Annotated in this window: 18 protein-coding genes; 12 read left to right on the top strand and 6 right to left on the bottom strand. The window is 69.3% G+C overall.

Features of this window, described 5'->3' with window-relative positions:
• The first annotated feature begins 35 nt into the window (after positions 1–35).
• The 3 genes from B2K11_RS06220 (at position 36) to B2K11_RS06210 (ending at position 2,217) form a co-directional block, all read left to right on the top strand.
• Positions 36–737, top strand: coding sequence for a hypothetical protein (locus B2K11_RS06220; protein ID WP_163617361.1), 702 nt, complete (start codon positions 36–38; stop codon positions 735–737).
• Positions 738–762: 25 nt separating this feature from the next.
• Positions 763–1,635 (top strand): signal recognition particle-docking protein FtsY, encoded by an 873-nt coding sequence (gene ftsY / locus B2K11_RS06215; protein WP_163617360.1) that lies wholly within the window; start codon positions 763–765, stop codon positions 1,633–1,635.
• A gap of 81 nt (positions 1,636–1,716) precedes the next feature.
• Positions 1,717–2,217 (top strand): DUF2004 domain-containing protein, encoded by a 501-nt coding sequence (locus B2K11_RS06210; protein WP_163617359.1) that lies wholly within the window; start codon positions 1,717–1,719, stop codon positions 2,215–2,217.
• A 92-nt stretch (positions 2,218–2,309) separates the two neighbouring features.
• On the opposite strand, the gene lipA is transcribed toward B2K11_RS06210, so the two are convergent.
• The 3 genes from lipA to B2K11_RS06195 form a co-directional block, all read right to left on the bottom strand.
• A complete protein-coding gene (gene lipA, locus B2K11_RS06205) occupies positions 2,310–3,365 on the bottom strand; it encodes a lipoyl synthase (RefSeq protein WP_239525771.1) in 1,056 nt (351 codons plus the stop codon).
• Positions 3,362–4,000: a lipoyl(octanoyl) transferase LipB gene (gene lipB / locus B2K11_RS06200; RefSeq protein ID WP_163617358.1), complete on the bottom strand. Its 639-nt coding sequence runs from the start codon at positions 3,998–4,000 to the stop codon at positions 3,362–3,364. Before lipB ends, lipA begins: the two co-directional genes overlap by 4 nt.
• Positions 4,001–4,119: 119 nt before the next feature.
• A complete protein-coding gene (locus B2K11_RS06195) occupies positions 4,120–5,103 on the bottom strand; it encodes a YafY family protein (protein WP_163617357.1) in 984 nt (327 codons plus the stop codon).
• Positions 5,104–5,163: 60 nt separating this feature from the next.
• On the opposite strand from B2K11_RS06195, the gene B2K11_RS06190 reads away from it, so the two are divergent.
• From B2K11_RS06190 to ffh, 4 genes are all read left to right on the top strand, one after another.
• Complete coding sequence (locus B2K11_RS06190; protein ID WP_163617356.1) at positions 5,164–6,285, top strand: epoxide hydrolase family protein; 1,122 nt, start codon at positions 5,164–5,166, stop codon at positions 6,283–6,285.
• A 4-nt stretch (positions 6,286–6,289) separates the two neighbouring features.
• Positions 6,290–7,399 carry a winged helix DNA-binding domain-containing protein gene (locus B2K11_RS06185; protein ID WP_163617355.1) on the top strand — a complete coding sequence of 370 codons (1,110 nt, stop codon included), beginning with the start codon at positions 6,290–6,292 and terminating at the stop codon, positions 7,397–7,399.
• A 215-nt stretch (positions 7,400–7,614) separates the two neighbouring features.
• The gene (locus B2K11_RS06180; protein WP_163617354.1) at positions 7,615–8,607 is read left to right on the top strand and encodes a TetR family transcriptional regulator; all 993 of its coding nucleotides are present in this window, start codon (positions 7,615–7,617) and stop codon (positions 8,605–8,607) included.
• Between the two features lie 58 nt (positions 8,608–8,665).
• Entirely contained in the window at positions 8,666–10,231 is a 1,566-nt protein-coding gene (gene ffh / locus B2K11_RS06175) for a signal recognition particle protein (RefSeq protein ID WP_163617353.1), read from the top strand.
• Positions 10,232–10,340: 109 nt separating this feature from the next.
• On the opposite strand, the gene B2K11_RS06170 is transcribed toward ffh, so the two are convergent.
• Positions 10,341–10,979, bottom strand: a complete 639-nt coding sequence (locus B2K11_RS06170; RefSeq protein ID WP_239525770.1) for a DUF559 domain-containing protein — start codon at positions 10,977–10,979, stop codon at positions 10,341–10,343.
• A gap of 725 nt (positions 10,980–11,704) precedes the next feature.
• Positions 11,705–12,868 (bottom strand): glutamate--cysteine ligase, encoded by a 1,164-nt coding sequence (locus B2K11_RS06165; RefSeq protein ID WP_163617352.1) that lies wholly within the window; start codon positions 12,866–12,868, stop codon positions 11,705–11,707.
• A gap of 193 nt (positions 12,869–13,061) precedes the next feature.
• Here B2K11_RS06165 and rpsP point away from each other — a divergent pair, with 193 nt between their 5' ends.
• From rpsP to B2K11_RS06145, 4 genes are all read left to right on the top strand, one after another.
• Positions 13,062–13,472: a 30S ribosomal protein S16 gene (rpsP, locus tag B2K11_RS06160; RefSeq protein WP_163617351.1), complete on the top strand. Its 411-nt coding sequence runs from the start codon at positions 13,062–13,064 to the stop codon at positions 13,470–13,472.
• Positions 13,473–13,476: 4 nt separating this feature from the next.
• Positions 13,477–13,707, top strand: a complete 231-nt coding sequence (locus B2K11_RS06155; protein ID WP_163617350.1) for an RNA-binding protein — start codon at positions 13,477–13,479, stop codon at positions 13,705–13,707.
• 49 nt (positions 13,708–13,756) lie between these two features.
• Positions 13,757–14,365, top strand: a complete 609-nt coding sequence (rimM, locus tag B2K11_RS06150) for a ribosome maturation factor RimM (protein WP_163617537.1) — start codon at positions 13,757–13,759, stop codon at positions 14,363–14,365.
• A gap of 100 nt (positions 14,366–14,465) precedes the next feature.
• Positions 14,466–18,533 (top strand): bifunctional nitrate reductase/sulfite reductase flavoprotein subunit alpha, encoded by a 4,068-nt coding sequence (locus B2K11_RS06145; protein ID WP_163617349.1) that lies wholly within the window; start codon positions 14,466–14,468, stop codon positions 18,531–18,533.
• A 283-nt stretch (positions 18,534–18,816) separates the two neighbouring features.
• On the opposite strand, the gene B2K11_RS06140 is transcribed toward B2K11_RS06145, so the two are convergent.
• Entirely contained in the window at positions 18,817–20,250 is a 1,434-nt protein-coding gene (locus B2K11_RS06140; protein WP_163617348.1) for an MFS transporter, read from the bottom strand.
• A gap of 180 nt (positions 20,251–20,430) precedes the next feature.
• Here B2K11_RS06140 and trmD point away from each other — a divergent pair, with 180 nt between their 5' ends.
• Positions 20,431–21,132: a tRNA (guanosine(37)-N1)-methyltransferase TrmD gene (gene trmD / locus B2K11_RS06135; RefSeq protein WP_163617347.1), complete on the top strand. Its 702-nt coding sequence runs from the start codon at positions 20,431–20,433 to the stop codon at positions 21,130–21,132.
• The last annotated feature ends 2 nt before the right edge of the window (positions 21,133–21,134 follow it).

The following is a 21,134-nucleotide window of genomic DNA, read 5'->3' as shown; positions in this document are numbered from 1 at the left end:
CAACCGCCGCAGCAGCGGCGGAGTAGCGTTCCCGTATGCACACCTCAGCGCGGGCGGCGGGCCTGGTTCTCGCGGCATTCCTGTTGACCGCGTGCACTCCGGACGTGTCCGGTGCCCGGCGCGCGACGCCCGAGCCCACGGGGTCGGCGTCAGCCGAGGCGACCGCGACGCCGGAGGCCGGCGAGGACGCGGCCATGCCTCCCACCGACATCACCTTCGAGGCGGGCGCAGAGCTGGACCCGGGATCCTGGCGGGTGGGCTGGGACGACCGGCTGATGGCCGCAGACGAACGCTTCGCGGTGTCTTCACCCGACGACGGCAACGGCAGCTGGGCGTACCTCGATGGGCAGACGCAGTGCACGATCGCGTTCTATCAGGGCGCGATCACCGACCTGGAGCTCGGGGCGGACGACCGCGCCAGCACCGACAACATGCTCGCCGCGGTGCTCAGCACGCAGATCCCGGGCGTGACGGCCGCGGATGTGACGGCGAACGCGTCGGACGACTACGTGGCGCAGACGACGCAGGAGGGCACGGTCGACATCCGCCTGGTCGGCGGCAGCGGCGGCGGTGGCGGCAGCGAGGCCGGCTGGAGCGAGTTCGGACGAACGTTCGGCGCGCTGGGCACGTCGCTCGTCGTCAATGTGGAGTGCCCCGCGGGGCACGACGTCGGCACCGAGGTGACCGCCCTCCTCAACGAGTACGTCGGGATCGCGATCGCACCCGCGTCGGACTGATCGGCGGCGGCCCTAGGCTGGAGGAATGGCAGAGAGCTCCTGGTCGCTGGGCCGTGCGCTGCGCGGCATGTTCGTCAAGCCCACGATCGACGAGACCACCTGGGAAGACCTCGAGACCGCGCTGCTGACGGCGGACTTCGGCCCCGACATCACCGAACGCATCGTCGACGAGCTGCGCGAGAAGGTCGAGCGCTACCGCACGACCGACCCACGCGATCTGCAGCGGATGCTGAAGGAGACGCTCGAGGAGCACTTCGCGAAGTTCGACACCACCCTCCGCCTCACCGAGCGGCCGGCCGTCGTGCTCGTCGTCGGGGTCAACGGCGTCGGCAAGACCACGACGATCGGCAAGTTCGCGAAGTTCCTGCAGCGCTACGGGCGGTCCGTGGTGGTCGGCGCGGCCGACACCTTCCGCGCGGCGGCCGTCGACCAGCTCGCGACCTGGGCCGAGCGGGGCGGGGCGACGATCGTCCGGCCGCAGCAGGAGGGGCAGGATCCGGCATCGGTGGCCTTCCAGACCGTCGAGTACGCGAAGAGCACCGGCACCGAGATCGTGCTGATCGACACGGCGGGACGCCTGCACACCAAGGGCGGGCTGATGGACGAGCTCAGCAAGATCCGCCGCGTCATCGAGAAGCAGGCGCCGATCAGCGAGGTGCTGCTGGTGCTCGACGCGACGACCGGTCAGAACGGCGTCATGCAGGCGCAGGCGTTCCTCGAGCACGCGGGTGTGACCGGCCTCGTGCTGACGAAGCTGGACGGCTCGGCGAAGGGCGGATTCGTGCTCGCCGTACAGGAGCGCACCGGGATTCCGGTGAAGCTGCTGGGCCAGGGCGAGGGCATCGGCGACCTCACCGGCTTCACTCCGCACGTCTTCGCGGCATCCCTCGTCGACTGAATCCGCCGTCGCGGCAGACCGAATCCGCGCCATGCCGTGTCCGGGCTATCGCGGACGCGCTGGTTGCTGTTTCATTGGGACATGGCGATCGAGCACGACTACTTCGGACTCCTCGAATCGGGGCCTGACGGATCGATCTTCTGGTCGGAGAACGTCGACCTGGGCGACCAGTCCGTCACGGTCGATCTGACCGCGCCCGATCAGGACGATGTGTCGGAGGCTGCCCTCGACGTCGCCGCGGCCCTCATCTCGTCGATCGAAGACATCGACGGGAGTGCCCGCAACGCCATGGTGAACGAGCTGAACGATCGCACCAGCGAAGTCACCGAGTACATCCTGCAGCAGCAGGAGGCGCTGGGAGAGGCCCTTGAAGACGCGCTCGTCGACATCTCGGGCGACATCCAGATCGACGTGATCCGCTCGCTGCAGCTCATGAGCATGACGATCCTCGCCGACGAGCACGGCGGCTCCGACCCGTTCGCCGTGCTGGAGTACGCGCTCGATCCGGACGCCACCGACGACGTGCTGCTGGTCAACCTGGATTCCGCCGGCGCGGTGCTGTCGGTCACGAGCGCAGACTGACCCGCTCGATGCTGCTGCTCCGCTGAGCCGTCCGGTGTCGTCTCACCTCTCTGAGTGAGGGGGTCGGATGCCGGCGGTCGGGCCTCTCTCTGTCAGACCGCCTGCGCGAATCCGCGTTCGACGTGCACGTCCTCGGCGATGTGCGCCAGGTGCGGCGGAATCTCGCGGCCCTTCGAGAGCATCGACTGCGCCCACAGGCGCCCCGCCCGATACGACGAGCGCACCAGTGGCCCCGCGAGCACTCCGAGGAATCCGATTCGCTCGGCCTCGTCTTTGAACTCGACGAACTCCTGCGGCTTGACCCAACGTGCGACGGGAAGATGCCGGGGCGACGGCCGCAGATACTGGGTGATCGTGATGATGTCGGTGCCGGCGGCGTGGAGGTCTTCGAGCGCCTGCACGACCTCCTCGGGCTCTTCGCCCATGCCGAGGATGAGGTTCGACTTGGTGATGAGGCCGGCATCGCGGGCCTGGGTCAAGACGTCGAGCGACCGCTCGTAGCGGAAGGCGGGCCGGATGCGCTTGAAGATGCGCGGCACCGTCTCGACGTTGTGCGCGAAGACCTCGGGGCGGCTCTCGAACACCTCGCGCAGGAGCGCCGGGTCGCCGTTGAAGTCGGTCGCGAGGATCTCTACGCCCGTGTTCGGGTTCATCGCGTGGATCTGCCGCACCGTCTCGGCGTGGAGCCATGCGCCGCCATCCGGCAGATCGTCGCGTGCGACCCCCGTCACGGTGGCGTAGCGCAGGTTCATGCGCACCACACTCTCGGCGACACGGCGCGGCTCGTCGATGTCGTAGTCCGCCGGCTTGCCGGTGTCGATCTGGCAGAAGTCGCACCGGCGCGTGCACTGCGAGCCGCCGATGAGGAAGGTCGCCTCGCGGTCCTCCCAGCACTCGTAGATGTTGGGGCAGCCGGCCTCCTGGCAGACCGTGTGCAGCTCTTCGCTCTTCACCAGCGAGTGCAGCGCCTGGTACTCCGGGCCCATCTTCGCCTTGGTCTTGATCCATTCCGGCTTGCGCTCGATGGGCGTCTGCGCGTTGCGCACCTCGAGGCGCAGGAGCTTGCGCCCCTCCGGGCCCGAGGCAGCGGCACCCGCCGTGCCCGGAGCGCCTGCAGCCCCGCCAGGAGCACTGCCGCACGCACTCATGCCGGCACCCCCGCGAAGTCGGCGGCGAACACGCGGCTCACCGTGTCGATCACGTCGCTCGGGCCGATCTCGGCGCCGGCGACTTCGCTGATCGTCGTGACTCCGGCATCCGAGATGCCGCACGGGATGATGCCGCGGAAGCCGGCGAGGGAGTTGTCGCAGTTGAGCGCGAAGCCGTGCATCGTCACGCCGCGCTGCACCCGCACGCCGATCGCCGCCACCTTGTCTTCGCCGAGGGGGCGCCGCACCCAGACGCCGCTGCGACCCTCGACCCGGTAGCCCGCGATGTCGAACTCGCGCAGCGCCTCTATGAGGAGGTGCTCGATGCGTCGCACGTGCGCGACGACGTCCACCGGCTCGGCGAGCCGCACGATCGGGTATCCGACGAGCTGCCCGGGCCCGTGCCACGTGATCTTGCCGCCGCGGTCGACATCCACGACGGGCGTGCCGTCTGTCGGACGCTCGTGCCGCGCCGTGCGCGCGCCCGCGGTGTAGACGGCCTCGTGCTCGAGCAGCAGCAGCGTGTCGGGCCGGGCGTCCGCCACGACCTCGGCGTGGATGCTGCGCTGGAGCGCCCACCCGTCGAGATACGGCACGTAGTCGGGGGACAGACCGACGGTTTGGATGTCGAGCATCGCACTCCTTCACTCGATCGCTCGTGGCGATTGATGAACTGCGTCCAACAATACATCCGGATTCTCCTGGACATGTTCCCCCTTCTTCTGATGGCTGTTCGGACAGGAAGGTGAGTGATTCAGGACACTCTGTCGTCGGGGTGGGAAGCGCTCGGTGCGACGGCCTGGGCGTAGCGGTGGGCGAGTTCACGGACCTTGTCCACGAGTTCGGGTGGCTCGGTGACCTCGAATCCCACGCCGAGCAGGCTCAGGTGCACGGCGATGGTGTCGAGTGAGTCCGCTCCCGTGCGGAAGAGGCACGTGCGCTCATCGCGTGCCTCGACTGTTCCTGCCGCCGGCGGAATACGTTCGGCGATGACGGGGGCTGGGGCATGGACCACGACGGTCGTGTGATACCGCCAGGCGGCTGCTGAGGCTCTCGCGGAGACGTAGGCACCGACGTCTTCCGGCGGCGGACGAGGGACGAAACGCGGGCCGGTCGGCACTCGCGGTGTGATCCGGTCTATGCGGAAGGTGCGCCAGTCCTGGCGGTCGAGATCCCATGCGAGCAGGTACCACCGGCGGCCCCAGTTGATGAGCCGGTGGGGTTCGACGTCGCGTCGTGATCCGTGACCTGGGTGCGATTCATAGTCGAAGCGCAGTCGTTCAGTGTCCCGACAGCACGCGGCGATCGTGCTGAGAAGCTCGGCATCCACCACCGGGTAGGGGTCGTCGGTGGGTACGGTCACGGCATACGCGTTCAGTGCCGCAACCCGGCGACGTAACCGGTGCGGAAGCACCTGCTCGAGTTTTGTCAGTGCTCGCAACGAGGTTTCCTCGACACCGTCCAGTCCAGTGGCCGCGCGCAGGCCGAGCACGATCGCAACAGCCTCGTCGTCATCGAGGAGCAGCGGGGGGAGCTGCCCGCCGACCCCCAGACGGTAGCCGCCCGCGGCGCCGCGAGTGGCGTCGATGGGGTAGCCGATGGTGCGCAGCCGCTCCACGTCATTGCGCACGGTGCGTTCACTCACGTCAAGTCGCTGCGCGAGCTGGGGACCGGTCCAATCGCGACGAGCTTGGAGCAGCGACAGCATCCTGAGCAGTCGTGCAGATGTTTCCAACATTCTTCGATTCTCTCTTTGATCAGGAACGAGGTGTGCCTGATTGCGCTCTAGCGTTGCCTCATGAACATCACACCGTTTCGCATCGATGTCCCCCAGACGGATCTCGACGATCTTGCTGACCGTCTCGCGCGCACCCGCTTCGCCGGCGAACTGTCCCCGGATGCCGGCGACTACGGCGTGCGAGTCGATCCGGTGCGCGATCTGGTGCTCCGCTGGCGCGAAGATTTCGACTGGCGCCTCGTCGAGCAGCGACTCAATGAGATCCCGCAATTCACGACCACGATCGACGGACAGAACATCCATTTCCTGCACGTGCGGTCTCCCGAGGCGGGAGCCTTCCCGCTGATCCTCACTCATGGTTGGCCCGGCTCGTTCGTGGAATTCCTCGACGTCATCGGCCCGCTGACCGATCCGCGCGCCCACGGCGGCGATCCCGCACAGGCATTCCACGTCGTCATCCCGTCGCTGCCCGGATTCGCTTTCTCCGGTCCCACGACGGAACCAGGCTGGAATCGTTATCGCACGGCACGAGCGTGGGCGGAGCTGATGGCGGGATTGGGTTACACCCGGTACGGCGCGCACGGCAACGACGCCGGCGCGCTCGTCACGCCCGAAGTCGGACGCCATGACGGCGCGCATGTGGCCGGCGTGCATGTCGACCAGGTCTATTCCTTTCCCTCTGGTGACCCCGCTGAGTTCGCCGGCATGACCGAAGCTGACCTGGCCCAGCTGCGGACTCTGCAGAGTTTCAGCGCCGACAAGCTGGCTTACAACGAACTGCAGGCGACCCAGCCGCAGAACCTCGCTCACGCTCTCGCTGATTCCCCGACCGGGCAACTCGCATGGAGCTACCAGTTGTTCGGCGATGCGGTCGATCCGGACTTCGTGCTCACCAACGTGGCCCTGTATTGGCTGACCGGAACCACGGCTTCGTCGATGCGGCTCTACTGGGAAGATCGGCATACCCCCGATGAGGAAAAGCCGCAGGGACCCACGACGGCTCCGATGGCCGTGGCCTCGTTCGCGGGAGACTTCTCCGGCATCCGCCAGTTCGCAGAACGCGACCATGCCAGCATCACCTCGTGGAACGAGTTCGACCGAGGCGGGCACTACCCGGCGCATCAGGCCCCCGACCTGCTGGTCGGAGACCTGCGGCAGTTCTTCGACGGACTGCGGGGCTGACCTCATGGTGAAGGTGCTGAGCCAGCGGGCGCTCAACCGCGCCACGCTGGCTCGGCAGCTGCTGATGCAGAGATCCGACATGTCGGTAATTGACGCGGTGGAGCACCTGGTGGGACTGCAGGCCCAGACGCCCCACAGCTGGTACATCGGTCTATGGAGCCGACTCACCGACTTTCAGGCGGACGACGCAGCCGAACTGCTCATCGACCGGAGTCTGGTGCGCATCGCACTGATGCGGTCCACGATCCATCTGGTCACCGCCGCAGACGCCGGCGCACTGCGGGCCGTGGTGCAACCCGTCCTCGATCGAGATCTGTATGCCAACGCCACGCACGGACGCCCGATCCATGGAGTCGACATGAAGGTGCTGACCGCTGCCGGACGGGATCTGCTCGCGGAGCGGCCGATGACGGCCAAAGAGCTGGGCGAGCGTCTGCATGCCCAGGGTTTCGACGTTCCGCCCGCCACGCTCGCCTACGCGATCCGCAATCTGGTCCCGTTGGTGCAAGTCCCTCCTCGCGGAGTATGGGGTCGCAGCGGACCGATCGCGCACACCACTGCGGACGACTGGGTGGGTCCTCTCTCGGCACCCGCACCGACGATGCAGGACCTGGTGCTGCGCTACCTCGCCGCCTTCGGGCCCGCCACGATCGCCGACATGCAGCGATGGTCAGGGTTGACCCGTCTACGTGAAGTCGTCGACCCGTTGAGGTCGCAGCTGCTCACCTTCCGCGGCGAGGAGGGGCAGGAACTCTTCGACCTGCCTGACGGACCGCGGCCCGACGCGCCCGCGCCGCCGCGCTTCCTGTATGACTTCGACAACCTCCTGCTCTCGTACGCCGACCGCAGCAGAGTCATCACAGACGACTTCCACAGGCACTCCTTCCGCCCACATGGACCCGTGCCCTCCGTCGTGCTCATTGACGGCTTCACCGCAGCCGATTGGACCATCACACAGAGCGGCGATACGTCCACTCTGAAGATCCGAACCTACGCGCCCGTGTCCGAAGCAGTTGCCGGCGAGCTGATCGACGAAGGTCGACGCCTGCTCGCCTTCACTCATCCACAATCCGCATCCCGTCACGTCGACCTCGTCACGGACCTGTTCCCGTGAAGACTCGACCGGTGACCCGACCCCAGCCGTGCGTCCGAAGCAATTGCCTGTGAAGGTGGGCCAGGATGTGGCGGGACGGTCGGTTGTGTAGCGATCCCCGAACGGACTTGTGCGGTCACCTCGCCCCAACACAACTGTCGGCGGCGGCGGCGCGACGCACGCTGCGCAGCAGACAGCGCCGATGCCGGATGGACCACCGGTCATAAGGTGGCTTCATGTCCACCGAGCCGCGCGCGGGGCGACCGAAGGCGTCGTCGCGCGAAACCATCGCCGAAGCGGCGTGCGAGCTGTTCCTCGAGCAGGGCTACGAGCAGACCTCGATCGCCGACATCACCAGCCGCGCCGGCGTCAGCCGGTCGAGCTTCTTCAACTACTTCTCCTCCAAGTCCGATGTGCTGTGGGCGGGTCTCGACGAGCGGCTCGCCGCATTCGAGCGGCACCTGAGCTCGGACGGGGAGACGGCTGCCGTCGCCGACGTCCGTGCGGCGACCCTCGCCGTCGCGGAGGGCTTCGCGCCCGACAGCCTCGCGCTGGGCATCGTCAACGCGAAGGCGATGGGACTCGAGGCCGAGTACGAGCGCGACGCCGCCCTCCGCCGGGCGCGCGTGGCGAGGGCGGTCTCGACGCGGTTCGTCCGCGCCGGGTCGGATCGCGTGCACGCCGAGGTCGGCGGCGCCGCGTGGGGCGGGGCGGTGCTCGCCGCCGTCGAGGCGTGGGCCCACGACGGTGCCGGTCGCACCTCGCTCGAGCGCTTCCTGGCTCGTGCGGCGGACGCCGCCGAGGCCGTCGGACCTGCGCGTGCCGGGGAGGTGCGACAGCTGCGCGTGGTCGTCGAGGCGCCCGACTTCGAGGGCGCCCTCCGGTTCTACCGCGACGTCGTCGGGATGCCGCAGGTCAAGGCGTACGAGGCCGAGGGCGGTGCCCGCGTGGCGATCCTCGACGCCGGGCGCGCGACCCTGGAGCTGTCGAACCCGGCGCAGGTCGCGTTCATCGACCGCGTCGAGACCGACGGCGACGCCCCGAGCGACCGGATCCGGCTCGCGCTCGAGGTGGACGACAGCGCTGCCGCCGCCGAGCGCCTGGCGCACCGCGGCGCCGAGGTGCAGGCATCCGCCCGCGTCACACCCTGGCGCTCCCGCAACGCGCGTCTGCGGGGTCCTGCGGGTCTGCAGCTGACCCTGTTCCAGGAGCTCGGACCCGAGAGCTGAATCGCCCGCGGCGGCCGGCGCCGGGACGCGGCATCCGCTCGCGTAGAATCGGGGGATCATGGCGACTTTCGGCACCCTCTCCGACCGGCTCACCGAGACCTTCCGCAACCTCCGCAAGAAGGGGCAGCTCACGCCCGCGGACGTCGACGGCACCGTCCGTGAGATCCGGCGCGCCCTGCTCGACGCCGACGTGGCGCTGCCCGTCGTCAAGGACTTCACCGCCAGGGTGCGCGAGCGCGCACTCGGCGACGAGGTGAGCAAGGCGCTGAACCCGGCGCAGCAGGTCGTGCAGATCGTCAACGAGGAGCTCGTGGCGATCCTCGGCGGCGAGCAGCGCCGCCTGCAGTTCGCCAAGAATCCGCCGACGGTCATCATGCTCGCGGGCCTCCAGGGCTCGGGCAAGACGACCTTCGCGGGCAAGCTCGCCAAGATGCTCGAGAAGGACGGCCACACGCCGCTCCTCATCGCCGCCGACCTCCAGCGTCCGAACGCGGTCAACCAGCTCCAGGTCGTTGCTGAGCGCGCCGGTGCCGCCATCTACGCGCCGGAGCCCGGCAACGGCGTCGGCGATCCGGTGCGCGTCGCGCGCGACGGCGTCGAGGTCGCGCGCCGGCAGCAGCACGACGTCGTGATCATCGACACCGCCGGCCGCCTCGGCGTCGACGCGGAGCTCATGAAGCAGGCGGCCGACATCCGCAAAGCGACGGACCCGGACGAGGTGCTGTTCGTCATCGACGCGATGATCGGACAGGATGCCGTCAACACGGCGAAGGCGTTCCAGGACGGCGTCGACTTCACCGGCGTCGTGCTCTCGAAGCTCGACGGCGACGCCCGCGGTGGTGCCGCCCTCTCCGTGGCCTCGGTCACGGGCCGTCCCATCATCTTCGCTTCCACGGGAGAGGGGCTCGACGACCTCGAGGCGTTCCACCCCGACCGCATGGCGTCGCGCATCCTCGACCTGGGCGACATCCTCACCCTCATCGAGCAGGCCCAGCAGGCGTTCGACGAAGAGGAGGCGCTCAAGGTCGCGGAGAAGCTCGCGACCGAGCAGTTCACCCTCGAGGACTTCCTCGCCCAGATGCAGCAGATGCGCAAGATGGGCTCGATGAAGAAGATGCTCGGGATGCTCCCGGGCATGGGGTCCATGAAGGACCAGCTCGAGAACTTCGACGAGCGCGAGATCGACCGGACCGAGGCGATCATCCGCTCGATGACCCCCTCGGAGCGCCGCAACACCAAGCTCCTCAACGGCTCCCGGCGCCTGCGCATCGCGCGCGGCTCGGGTATGACCGTCACCGACGTCAACCAGCTCGTGCAGCGGTTCGAGCAGGCCGCCAAGATGATGAAGACCGTCGCCCGCGGCGGCGTTCCCAACATCCCGGGCATGGGGCCGATCCCCGGTGCCGGCCGGACCGGCGCCTCGTCCAAGCGCGGCAAGCAGCAGAAGTCCAAGGGCTCACGGTCGGGCAACCCGGCCAAGCGCGCAGCCGAGAACGCCGGCATGGCGGCTCAGGCCAGCGAGACGCCGACGGGCTCGGGCTTCGGGCTCGGCGCCGGCGGCGCGAAGGGCGCTCCGACCGAGGCGGACCTCGCCGAGCTGCAGAAGATGCTCGGTCGCGGCTGAGCCGGCGAGCCGTCCGCCGTGGGTAGCGGCATCCGTCCCCTCCGCGACGAGTTCAGGCGATGTCACCGGTGCAGGCCGCTGACGCGGCAGATAGCCTGCGCCCATGACGTCACCTGATGCGGTGGCGGTGCAGCTGCTGGGCGACGGCCATCAGGATCGTCTCGACGATGTAATCCCATTCGAAGTTGACCTGGTGGAAGTCGAAGCGCAAGACCGTGAACCCACGGAGCCGCAGGCGCGCGTCCGCCTCGATGTCGCGTCGGCGGTCCCGCGCGGAGCTGTGGAAGGCGAACCCGTCCAGTTGAACGACGAGTGAATCGCCGATCAAACCGTCGACGGGGCGACCATCGATCCTCACCTGCTGGCGCACCACGACACCGTGCCTTCTCATCCCCGCGACGAATCGGGTCTCCAGCTCGGAATCCGAGAGGTCTCTCGCGGCCGCGGCGAGGGTTGCAGCCCGGGCGCTGCGCCACGAGACGCGCGCGAGCGTCGAGCGGTCGACCCTCTTCATCCTGATAGCCGACTCCCAGACGCCGAGGGCATCGCGCGGTGAGAGGCAACGGGCCGCATGGAAGAGCATGTTGACGATCGGCTCTTCGGCCATCGTTCTGCTGACGGGTGCCGGCCCGCTCGCCCAATGCAGCCGAACGCCTTCGACGCGGTTGCGAGACGCCGTCGCCTGAACGGCGACATGGACCTCCGAGTGTTCGGGCACCCAGATCCCGAGGAGCGCCGCGGCGCTCACGCACGTCGGCCGGCCGCCTGCCTCGGCTGCTCTGACACGGCGCTCGTCGGCGTCCGCAGCGACCAGCCAGCAACGACGCACACGACGCACCGACGCGTCGGCGACTGCGCGCGCCATCTCCCGGTGGCTGTAGCCGGCGAGTAGCAGTTCCGAGGTGTGGGACACGCCGTTTCGCGCCGCGATCCACTCGGCGACGGTCTTGCGCGCCCGAGCTTGTGGGACTCGTGTGCTGTGCATGGACACCAAGGCTTCCCGCCCGCACGCCGACAAGGCGCCCGCACGCCGCGATCTGGGGACAGTTCGAGCCCGTCCGCGATGGGGGAGGAAGGGCGAAGGCCGCATCGCGCGGCCCGGGCGTTGCAAGGTCAGTCGATGTCGCCGACGCAGGCGGGGGCGGGGCGGGCTGGATCCTCCTGATGTGGTCACATCACCTGATGCGATGGCGCTTCATCGGGGCAACACGCGCGACGTGGCGCCCTGGCGAGTGGTGGCGGGACGGGTGCCCGGGCAGGTCGCACGTGAACCCGGGCAGTCGGAGCTTCATTGGCGCGGCATCCGCTCGCTCGGGGTGGGATGAGCTCAGGTGATCTCACCGGCGTAGGACGGTGTGGACCGGAGCGTCCTGGCACCGTGACATCACCTGACCCGGTGACGTCAGACCCGTCAGGTGATGGCACCGGTGCAGGCTGCGAGCGCCGAGGATCGCCTGCGACGAGCGGCGTCGATCAGCGGCCGAGCGTGGCGAGGTGCTCGCGCAGGGTGGGACCGGAGCGGAACTCGCCGACCAGGTGTCGCACGACCGCTCGGAGGTCGCCGTCTGATGCATCCGCGACGGCGAGCTGGCGCGAGTAGCTCGCGCCATCGGTGAGGATCGTCTCGATGCCGCCCAGTTCGCGGGCGCACTTGAGGTCGTCGGCGATCCCGCCGATCTCTGCCAGTGTCTCGCGCAGATGGTCGGTGACCAGCCGCTGGGTGCCGAGGTGGTCGACGATCACGCGTGCGTCGAGTCCGTAGCGGGCCGCCCGCCATTTGTTCTCGCGGATGAACCACGGCTGGATCGTCTCGAGCGGCAGCCCCTCGTCGAGCCGGCGCGAGAAGTGCTCCACCAGCACCTGGACGAGGGCGGCGAGGGCGGCGAGCTCGGGAAGAGTCGACATCCCGTCGCACGCGCGCACCTCGATCGTGCCCCAGCGGGGCGCCGGGCGGATATCCCATCGCACCTCGGTGGCATCCTCCATCACTCCGGTGGCGACCATGTCGTCGAGGTAGCCCTCGAACTCGCTCCAGTCCTGGAGCGGCCAGGGCAGCCCGGCCGTGGGCAGCTGCTGGAAGACGAGGGCGCGGTTCGAGGCGTAGCCGGTGCGCTCGCCCGCCCAGAACGGGCTCGATGCGGACAGCGCCTGCAGGTGCGGCAGGTACACCGCGAGGGCGTTGATGATCGGGAACACCTTGTTGACATCGTCGACGCCCACGTGGATGTGGATGCCCCAGATCATCATGTTCCGCCCCCACCACTGGGTTCGCTCGATCAGCTTGTGGTAGCGGGTCTTGTCGGTGACGCTCTGGTTGTACCACTGGGCGAACGGGTGGCTTCCCGCGCAGAGCAGGTCGATGCCGTGCGGGTCGGTGTAGGTGCGCACTTCGGCGATCGCGTCGGCGATGTCGTCGACGGCGGCCGCGACCGTGTCGCCGATGCCGCTCGTCACCTCGACGGTGTTCGTCAGCAGCTCGCCGGTGACCGTGTATCGCTCGAGGCTGGAACGCTCCTCGAGAGCGGCGAGCAGGTCCGGAGCGCGGGGGATGAGGTCTCCCGTCGCGGTGTCGGCGAGCATGACCTCCCACTCCATGCCGACGGACGAGCGGGCGGATGTCGCGAAGGGCACCGTCATGGGCACAGTCTGGCATGTGGATGCCGCCATCCGGCCGGTTCGCGAGGTGCTGCGTCATCTGGCAGAATAGAGGGCTGGACCACACGCTCGACCCTCTATCCAGCGTGGCGGTCCTCCTTCTGAGCTTCCGCCGGGTGTGCACCCCACTCCCCAGGCGACCAGTTCGTTCACTTCCCACACATTCAGGAGAATCGTGGCTGTCAAGATCCGTCTCAAGCGCCTCGGCAAGATCCGTGCGCCCTACTACCGCATCGTCGTGGCCGACTCGCGCACCAAGCGCGACGGCCGTGTCATCGAAGAGATCGGCAAGTACCACCCCACCGAGGAGCCCTCGTTCATCGAGGTCGACTCGGAGCGCGCGCAGTACTGGCTGAGCGTCGGCGCGCAGCCGACCGAGCAGGTCGCGGCGCTCCTCAAGCTCACGGGCGACTGGGGCAAGTTCAAGGGCGACAAGGACGCGGTCTCGACCGTGAAGACCCGCGAGGAGAAGCCCGCGTTCGAGATCGACTCCGCAAAGAAGTCGGTCGTCAAGCCGAAGGCTGAGAAGAAGGCGGAGCCCGCCGAGGCTCCCGCCGACGAGGCCGCCGCCGAGTCCGCAGAGTAATCCGTTGCTCGCCGCCGCGCTCGAACACGTCATCAAGGGGATCGTCGATCACCCCGATGACGTCCGCATCGACTCGTCCACGTCGCCTCGCGGCGACGTGCTCGAAGTGCACGTCCACCCCGATGACCGGGGTCGCGTGATCGGGCGCGGCGGCCGCACGGCCAAAGCCCTGCGCACCCTCATCAGTGCCCTCGCCGACGGACGCCGTGTGCGCGTCGACGTCGCGGACGACTGAGGTGGCAGGCGAAGACACCACGGGATCGGGCGCAGACGCCCGCAAGCCCGTGAACGCTGTTCCCCCCGCAGGCAAGACGCAGCTGCGGGTCGGCCGCCTCGTCAAGGCGCACGGACTCAAGGGCGCCATCAAGCTCGAGCTCTACACCGACGACCCCGAGGGGCGCTTCGTCCCCGGGGCGACCTTCACACTCCAGGTTCCGGAGTCGTCGCCGTGGCACGGCAAGCCGCTCACGGTGCGCGAGTTCCGCTGGATGAACAGCCACCCGGTCGCGTTCTTCGACGGGGTGGAGGACCGTGACGCCGCCGAAGGGCTGCTCCGGGCGATCCTCTGGGTCGACGAGGATCTGCAGGCCTCGCCCGCCGAGGACGACGCGTGGTTCGATCACCAGCTCGTCGGACTCGACGTGGTGCGCGACGGCCAGGTCGTCGGCAAGGTCGCGCGGGTGGATCACTTCCCCGCGCAGGATCTGCTCATCGTGAAGGTGCGCGACGACGAGGTTCTGGTGCCGTTCGTCAAGGCGATCGTGCCCGAGGTCGACATCGCCGCCGGGCGGGTCATCGTGACCCCGCCGGCCGGCCTCTTCGAGGAGCTGCCCGACGACGGCGACGAGGCGCCCGCGAACCCTTCTTCGGATGACGCCGGCACAGCCGACTGACCCGTCCTCACGTGGTGCCGCCGGCGCCCGTGCGTCAGATGTGATCTGCGGGTAACACCCCGGGAAACGTCCCGGAACCTCCATCCCGGATCATCGAGGCATGGGCGAAGTTCGCACCGTGTGCTCTTACTGCGGCGTCGGCTGCGGTATCTCGGTGACGACCTCGGACGCGGGGGCGGGGCATCCGCTCACCATCGCCAGGGTCGCGGGCGACCGCGCCCACCCGACGAACGCCGGGCGCCTGTGCACCAAGGGCGCCACCCATGCCGAGCTGATGCAGGCTCCGGGCCGCATGACCACCGCGCACGTGCGCCCCGCGCGAGGGGAGCCGGCCGAGCCGGTCGCGCTGGCTGATGCCGTGACGGATGCCGCGACCCGCCTGCGCGGGATCCTCGATGAGCACGGGCCCGACGCCATCGCGATGTATGTTTCGGGCCAGATGAGCATGGAGGCGCAGTACCTCTCGAACAAGCTCGTGAAGGGGTACCTGCGGGGCATCCACATCGAGTCGAACTCGCGCCTGTGCATGGCATCCGCCGGGACGGGATACAAGCAGTCGCTCGGCGCCGACGGCCCGCCCGGCTCGTACGAGGACTTCGACCACGCCGACCTGTTCTTCGTGATCGGGTCGAACACGGCGGACTGCCATCCGATCCTGTTCCTGCGGATGGCGGACCGCCTCAAGCAGGGCGCGCGGCTCATCGTCGTCGATCCGCGCCGGACGACGACGGCGGACCGCGCCGACCTCTTCCTGCAGATCGCCCCCGGCACCGACCTCGCGCTCCTCAACGGCCTGCTGCACCTGCTCGTGGAGGCGGGCGACATCGACGAGGAGTTCATCGCCGCCCACACCGACGGGTGGGAGCACATGGCGGAGGTCCTCGCCGAGTACCCGCCCGGGCGGGTCGCGGAGCTGACCGGACTCGCCGAGGACGACATCCGCACCGCCGCGCGCTGGATCGGCGAGGCCGACGAGTGGATGACGCTGTGGACGATGGGACTGAACCAGTCCACCCACGGCACGTGGTCGACCAACGCCATCTGCAACCTCCACCTCGCCACGGGTGCCATCTGCCGGCCGGGAAGCGGGCCGTTCTCGCTCACCGGCCAGCCGAACGCGATGGGCGGGCGCGAGATGGGCTACATGGGGCCTGGGCTTCCGGGGCAGCGCGCGGTGTTCAGCGCGCCGGACCGCGCCTTCGTCGAAGAGGTCTGGGGACTCGAGCCTGGGTCCATCCGTGGCGAGTCCGGCGCCGGCACCATCGACATGTTCCGCCGCGCCGCCGACGGCGAGATCAAAGCGGTGTGGATCATCTGCAGCAATCCGGTCGCCTCGGTCGCGAACCGCAAGACGGTGATCGAGGCACTCGAGAGCGCCGAGCTCGTGATCGCCCAGGACGTCTACACCGAGACCGCCACCACCGCGTACGCCGACATCCTGCTGCCCGCCACGCTGTGGGTGGAGGCGGACGGAGTGACCGTCAACAGCGACCGCACGCTCACGCTCGTCCGTGACGTGCTTCCCGCCCCGGGCGAGGCACAGCCCGACTGGCTGATCATCTGCCAGGTGGCACGCGCGATGGGGTTCCCCGGCTTCGACTTCGCCTCCAGCGACGAGGTGTTCGACGAGATCCGCCGTTTCTGGAACCCGCAGACCGGATGGGACCTGCGCGGCGTCACGTACGAGCGGCTGCGCGAGACACCGGTGCAATGGCCCGCGCCGCCGGACGACGCCGGGACGCGGCATCCGATCCGCTACCTCAACGACGGGGTGAGCCAGACGCTGCACGTCGAGGACGACGGGACGGTGCCGCGCCTCGCGTTCGCGACGCCGTCGCGACGGGCGCAGTTCCTCGCGCGCCCGCACCTGCCCCCCGCGGAGCTGCCCGACGACGACTACCCCTGGGTGCTCAACACCGGGCGACTGCCGCACCACTGGCACACGCTGACGAAGACCGGCCGGGTCGCGAAGCTCTCAAAGCTGCACCCCGGTCCTTTCGTCGAGGTGCACCCCGTGGACGCTGAGCGCCAAGGGATCGCCGAGGGCGACCTCGTCGAGGTCGCCTCGCGCCGCGGCCGCTTCGTCGTGCCGGCGGTGCTGACCGACCGGGTGCAGCCCGGGGGTCTGTTCGCGCCGTTCCACTGGAACGACGAGCACGGCGAGTACGTGACGGTCAACGCGGTGACCAATGACGCCGTGGACCCGCTGTCGGCCCAGCCGGAGTTCAAGTTCGCGGCCGTGACGCTGCGGCGCGTGGGGCCGCCGCCGGGCGGCGCGGCGACCGGTTCGGCCGACGAGGCGCTGGCCGCCGCCGGCGTCGACGTCACGCCGCCGGCGCTCAGCGACCTCGAGGGCGCGTACCTGGCGGGCTTCCTCTCGACCGTGCGCTCGGCGGTGCTCGCGCCGGGCGAGGTGCCGGTGCTTCCGGCAGAGGCGCCCCTCGGCGCGCGTGCGCGCGCCTGGTTCGACGGCGTGCTCGCCGGCGCCTTCTCGCGCACCACGGTCGGGGGCGGGATGCCGGCGGCCGCGGCCCAGGACGAGGTCGTGGTGCTGTGGGGGTCGCAGACCGGCAATGCCGAGGAGTTCGCGACGGCGGCGACCGCGGCACTCGGTGCCCGTGGCATCCCGGCGCGTGCCCGCAGCATGGCGGAGCTGCGCGCGTCGGACCTGACCGCCGTCCGCCGGCTGCTGGTCGTCACGTCGACGTTCGGCGACGGAGGTCCGCCCGACAACGCGGCGTCGCTGTGGCACGAGCTGAAGGCCGATGGCGCCCCCGAACTGTCGGGGCTGCGCTACGCCGTCCTTGCGCTGGGCGACTCGAGCTACGACGACTTCTGCGGCCATGGTCGACGGCTCGATGCGCGGCTCGGCGAGCTCGGCGCGACGGCGCTCCTCGAGCGCGTCGACCTCGAGCCGGATGCCGAGGAGCCGCGCGCGGCGTGGCTCGCTCAGATCCTCGAGACGCTGGTGGCAGAGGGTCCTGATGCCTCGGCGCTCGGCGCAGGTCATGGGGGAGCAGCCGTCGGCTTGCCGGCGCCGCCCGCCCGCCGGTTCTTCAGCCGCTCGAACCCGGTGGGTGCGTCGCTCGTGCGCAACGACCTGCTCAGCGGACCGGGCTCCCAGAAGGAAGTGCGGCGGATCGCCTTCGATCTCTCCGACACCGGCGCGCAGTACGAGGCCGGCGACTCGCTCGGCGTCGTCTGCGCCAATTCGCCCGGCGTCGTCGCGGAGTGGCTCGAGGCCACCGGGATCGCGCCGCACACGATCGTGGAGCTCGACGGCCAGGAGCGCACGTTCGTCGATGCTCTCCGCAATCGGCTCGACATCACCAAGACCCCGCTCGACCTGGTCAGGTTCATCGCGGAGCGCAGCGGCGACGGCACGCTGTCGGCGCTGCTCCGGCGCGAGAACAAGGGCCGCCTCGAACAGTTCCTGTGGAGCCAGCAGGCGGTCGACCTCGCGCGCGACTTCCCGGTGACGGCCACCGCCGCGGACTGGGTCGGCGTGCTGAAGCGCCTGCAGCCGCGGCAGTACTCGATCTCGTCGAGCCCGAAGAGCAACCCCGACACCGTCGAGCTGACGGTCTCGGTCGTGCGCTTCGAGACGGAGTCGGGGCGCGCTCGTGGCGGCGTCTGCTCGACGTTCCTCGCCGACGGCGATGCGGCCTCGGCGCCCGTCTACCTGCAGCGATCGCCCGCCTTCCGGCCGCCCGCGGCCGGCGACACGCCGATGATCATGATCGGCCCGGGCACCGGTATCGCGCCGTTCCGCGGGTTCCTGCACGACCGCCGCGCAGACGGGCACACCGGCCGCAACTGGCTCTTCTTCGGCGAGCAGCACGCTGCGACCGACTTCTACTATCGCGAGGAGCTCGAGGAGATGCGTCAGGACGGCTTCCTCACGCGCCTCGACCTCGCCTTCTCGCGCGACCAGCGGCAGAAGATCTACGTCCAGGACCGCATGATCGAGCACGGCGCCCGCCTGTGGCGCTGGCTCGAGGAGGGCGCTCACGTCTACGTGTGCGGCGACGCGACCCGCATGGCCAAGGACGTCGACGCGACCCTCGTCGCCATCGCGCAGCAGCACGGCAAGCTCTCGGAAGAGGCCGCGGCGGAGTACACGCGCGCCCTCGCCGCCGAGGAGCGCTACGTCCGCGACGTGTACTGACCCCAGGTTCGTCGCGCTGCCCTGCATGTCCCGTTGTTCCGTGTGCGTGTCCCGATCTCGGTCGCAAGAGGTGGTCCTTGCGCACGAAAGTGCGACACGCTCACGCCCGGGAGGTCGACAGGAGGTCCATCGGGTCGCGAGGGCGCGAAGAGAAGCGGATGCTCCCCACGTCAAACGCCCCGGTCCAGCGATCGTGCGGGAAACGGCTGCCCGATTCCCCTGCACACACGGAAGAGCGGATGCCTCGAGTCGAGGCATCCGCTCTTCCGGCGAAGACGTGCGGTCAGATGCGCTGCTTCGCCAGCGACGGTCGCGGAAGAACGTAGACGAAGAACGTCAGGAGGAGCAGCCCGACGTAGACGGCGACGAAGCCCACGAACGCCGCCGAGTATCCGCCGGTCGCCAGCTGCGACGCGTTCAGCACCTGCGGCACCAGGAAGCCGCCGTACGCGCCGATCGCCGAGATGAGGCCGAGAGCCGCAGCCGACTTGCGCTGCATCTTGGCGGCATCCGGTGTGCCCGGCGCGAAGCCGCGGGCGAGCGCGCGGCCTGCGAAGATGCTGGGGATCATGCGGTAGGTGGAGCCGTTCCCCATTCCGGTCGCGGCGAAGAGCACCAGGAAGCACGCCAGGAACACCGCGAAGTTCTGCATGGGCAGTGTCCAGACCAGGGCGAGTGCGCCGAGCGCCATCACCGCGAAGGCCCCGACGGTGACCCGCGCGCCTCCGAAGCGATCGGCCAGACGGCCGCCGTACGGGCGGGCGAGCGAGCCGACGAGTGCCCCGAGGAACGCCAGTGAGACGGCCGCCTGCCCGACCTGGATCGTCGAGAACTCCGGGAACTGGTCGGCGATGAGTTTCGGGAACACGCTGGCGAAGCCGATGAATGAGCCGAAGGTGCCGATGTAGAGCACAGCCATGATCCACAGGTGCGGTTCGCGAAGGGCCGCCGCCGAGCTGCCGAAGTCGGCCTTCGCGGACGACAGGTTGTCCATGTAGCGCCACGCGCCGAACATCGCGAGCAGGATCAGCGGGATCCACATCCATCCGGCGAGTGCGATGTTGAGCGTCGCACCGGCGCCGATCGTGACGGCGATCGGGACGGCGAACTGGGCGACCGAGGTGCCCAGGTTGCCACCGGCGGCGTTGAGGCCGAGTGCCCAGCCCTTCTCCTTCTGCGGGAAGAAGTAGGTGATGTTCGCCATCGAGCTGGCGAAGTTTCCGCCGCCGACGCCACCGAGTGCGGCGACGAGCAGCAGCACGCCGAACGGCGTCTCCGGGTTCGAGACGACGATGCCGAGCAGCACCGCGGGAATCAGGAGCAGCCCCGCCGAGACGATCGTCCAGTTGCGACCGCCGAAGATCGCGACCATGAACGTGTACGGGAAGCGCAGGGTCGCGCCGACGAGGCTCGGGAGCGAGATGAGCCAGAACGACTCCGAGCTGGTCAGCTGGAAGCCGGCGGCCGGGAGCATCACGACGACGATGCTCCACAGCTGCCAGATGATGAAGCCGAGGAACTCCGCGAAGATCGACCAGCCGAGGTTGCGCCGCGCGATCGCACGACCCTCCCCGAGCCAGAACGTCGCGTTCTCGGCGTTCCACCCGTCGATCCAGCGGCCCGAGCGGTGGTTGAGGACGACCGGCGCGTCGGCCGGCGAGGTGGTGCGGGGCGAAGCAGCGGTATCCGTCAACGACGGCGAATCGGTCGTGGTCATGGCGCCTCCCTGAGGTGAGCAGACACGTGAGTGAGTGTGTCTCCACGCTAGGAACACGGTGTTTCGGCCCGGCAGCCCGCGCGGTTACTTCTCGATCACTTCTGCGTCACCGGCTCCCGGCCGCCATGGTGGACGTACCGACACACATCGGAAACACGGGGGGCTCCTAGACTCGGAGGCATGCGCGTCGACATCGTCACGATCTTTCCGACGTTCTTCGACGTGCTCGGCGTCTCGCTGATCGGCAAGGCCCGTGACCGCGGCATCCTCGACATGCACGTCCACGACCTCCGCGACTGGACGCACGACCGTCACCGCACCGTCGACGACACCCCGTACGGCGGCGGCGCCGGGATGGTCATGAAGCCGGAGCCCTGGGGCGAGGCGCTCGACGCGCTGTTGAGCGACGACGCCGTGCTGCTGGTGCCTTCGCCCGCCGGGGAGCTGTTCTCGCAGCCGATGGCGCGGGAGCTGGCCGAGGAGAAGCACCTCGTGTTCGCGTGCGGACGCTACGAGGGCATCGACCAGCGGGTCGTCGACCACTACGCCGCGCGCGGCCGGGTGCGGCTCGTCAGCTTGGGGGACTACGTGCTCAACGGCGGCGAGGTGGCTGCGATGGCGGTCATCGAAGCGGTGTCCCGCCTCATCCCCGGCGTCGTCGGAAACCCGGAGAGTCTCGTGGAGGAGTCGCACGAGCTGGGCATGCTCGAGTACCCGAGCTATACCAAGCCCTCCGAATGGCGCGGCCTGGAGGTGCCTCCGGTCCTGCTCAGCGGCAACCACGGGGCGATCGCCGCGTGGCGGCGCGAGCAGAGCCTGGAGCGCACCCGGGCGCACCGTCCCGACCTGCTGCGGGAGCCCGAACCCGAGTCCGCGCCCTGACG

This window comes from Microbacterium sp. B35-30 (assembly GCF_010634855.1).
Classification (GTDB): Bacteria; Actinomycetota; Actinomycetes; order Actinomycetales; family Microbacteriaceae; genus Microbacterium.
Note: the sequence above shows the minus strand (reverse complement) of the source record. Positions and strands in the feature narration are given on the sequence as shown.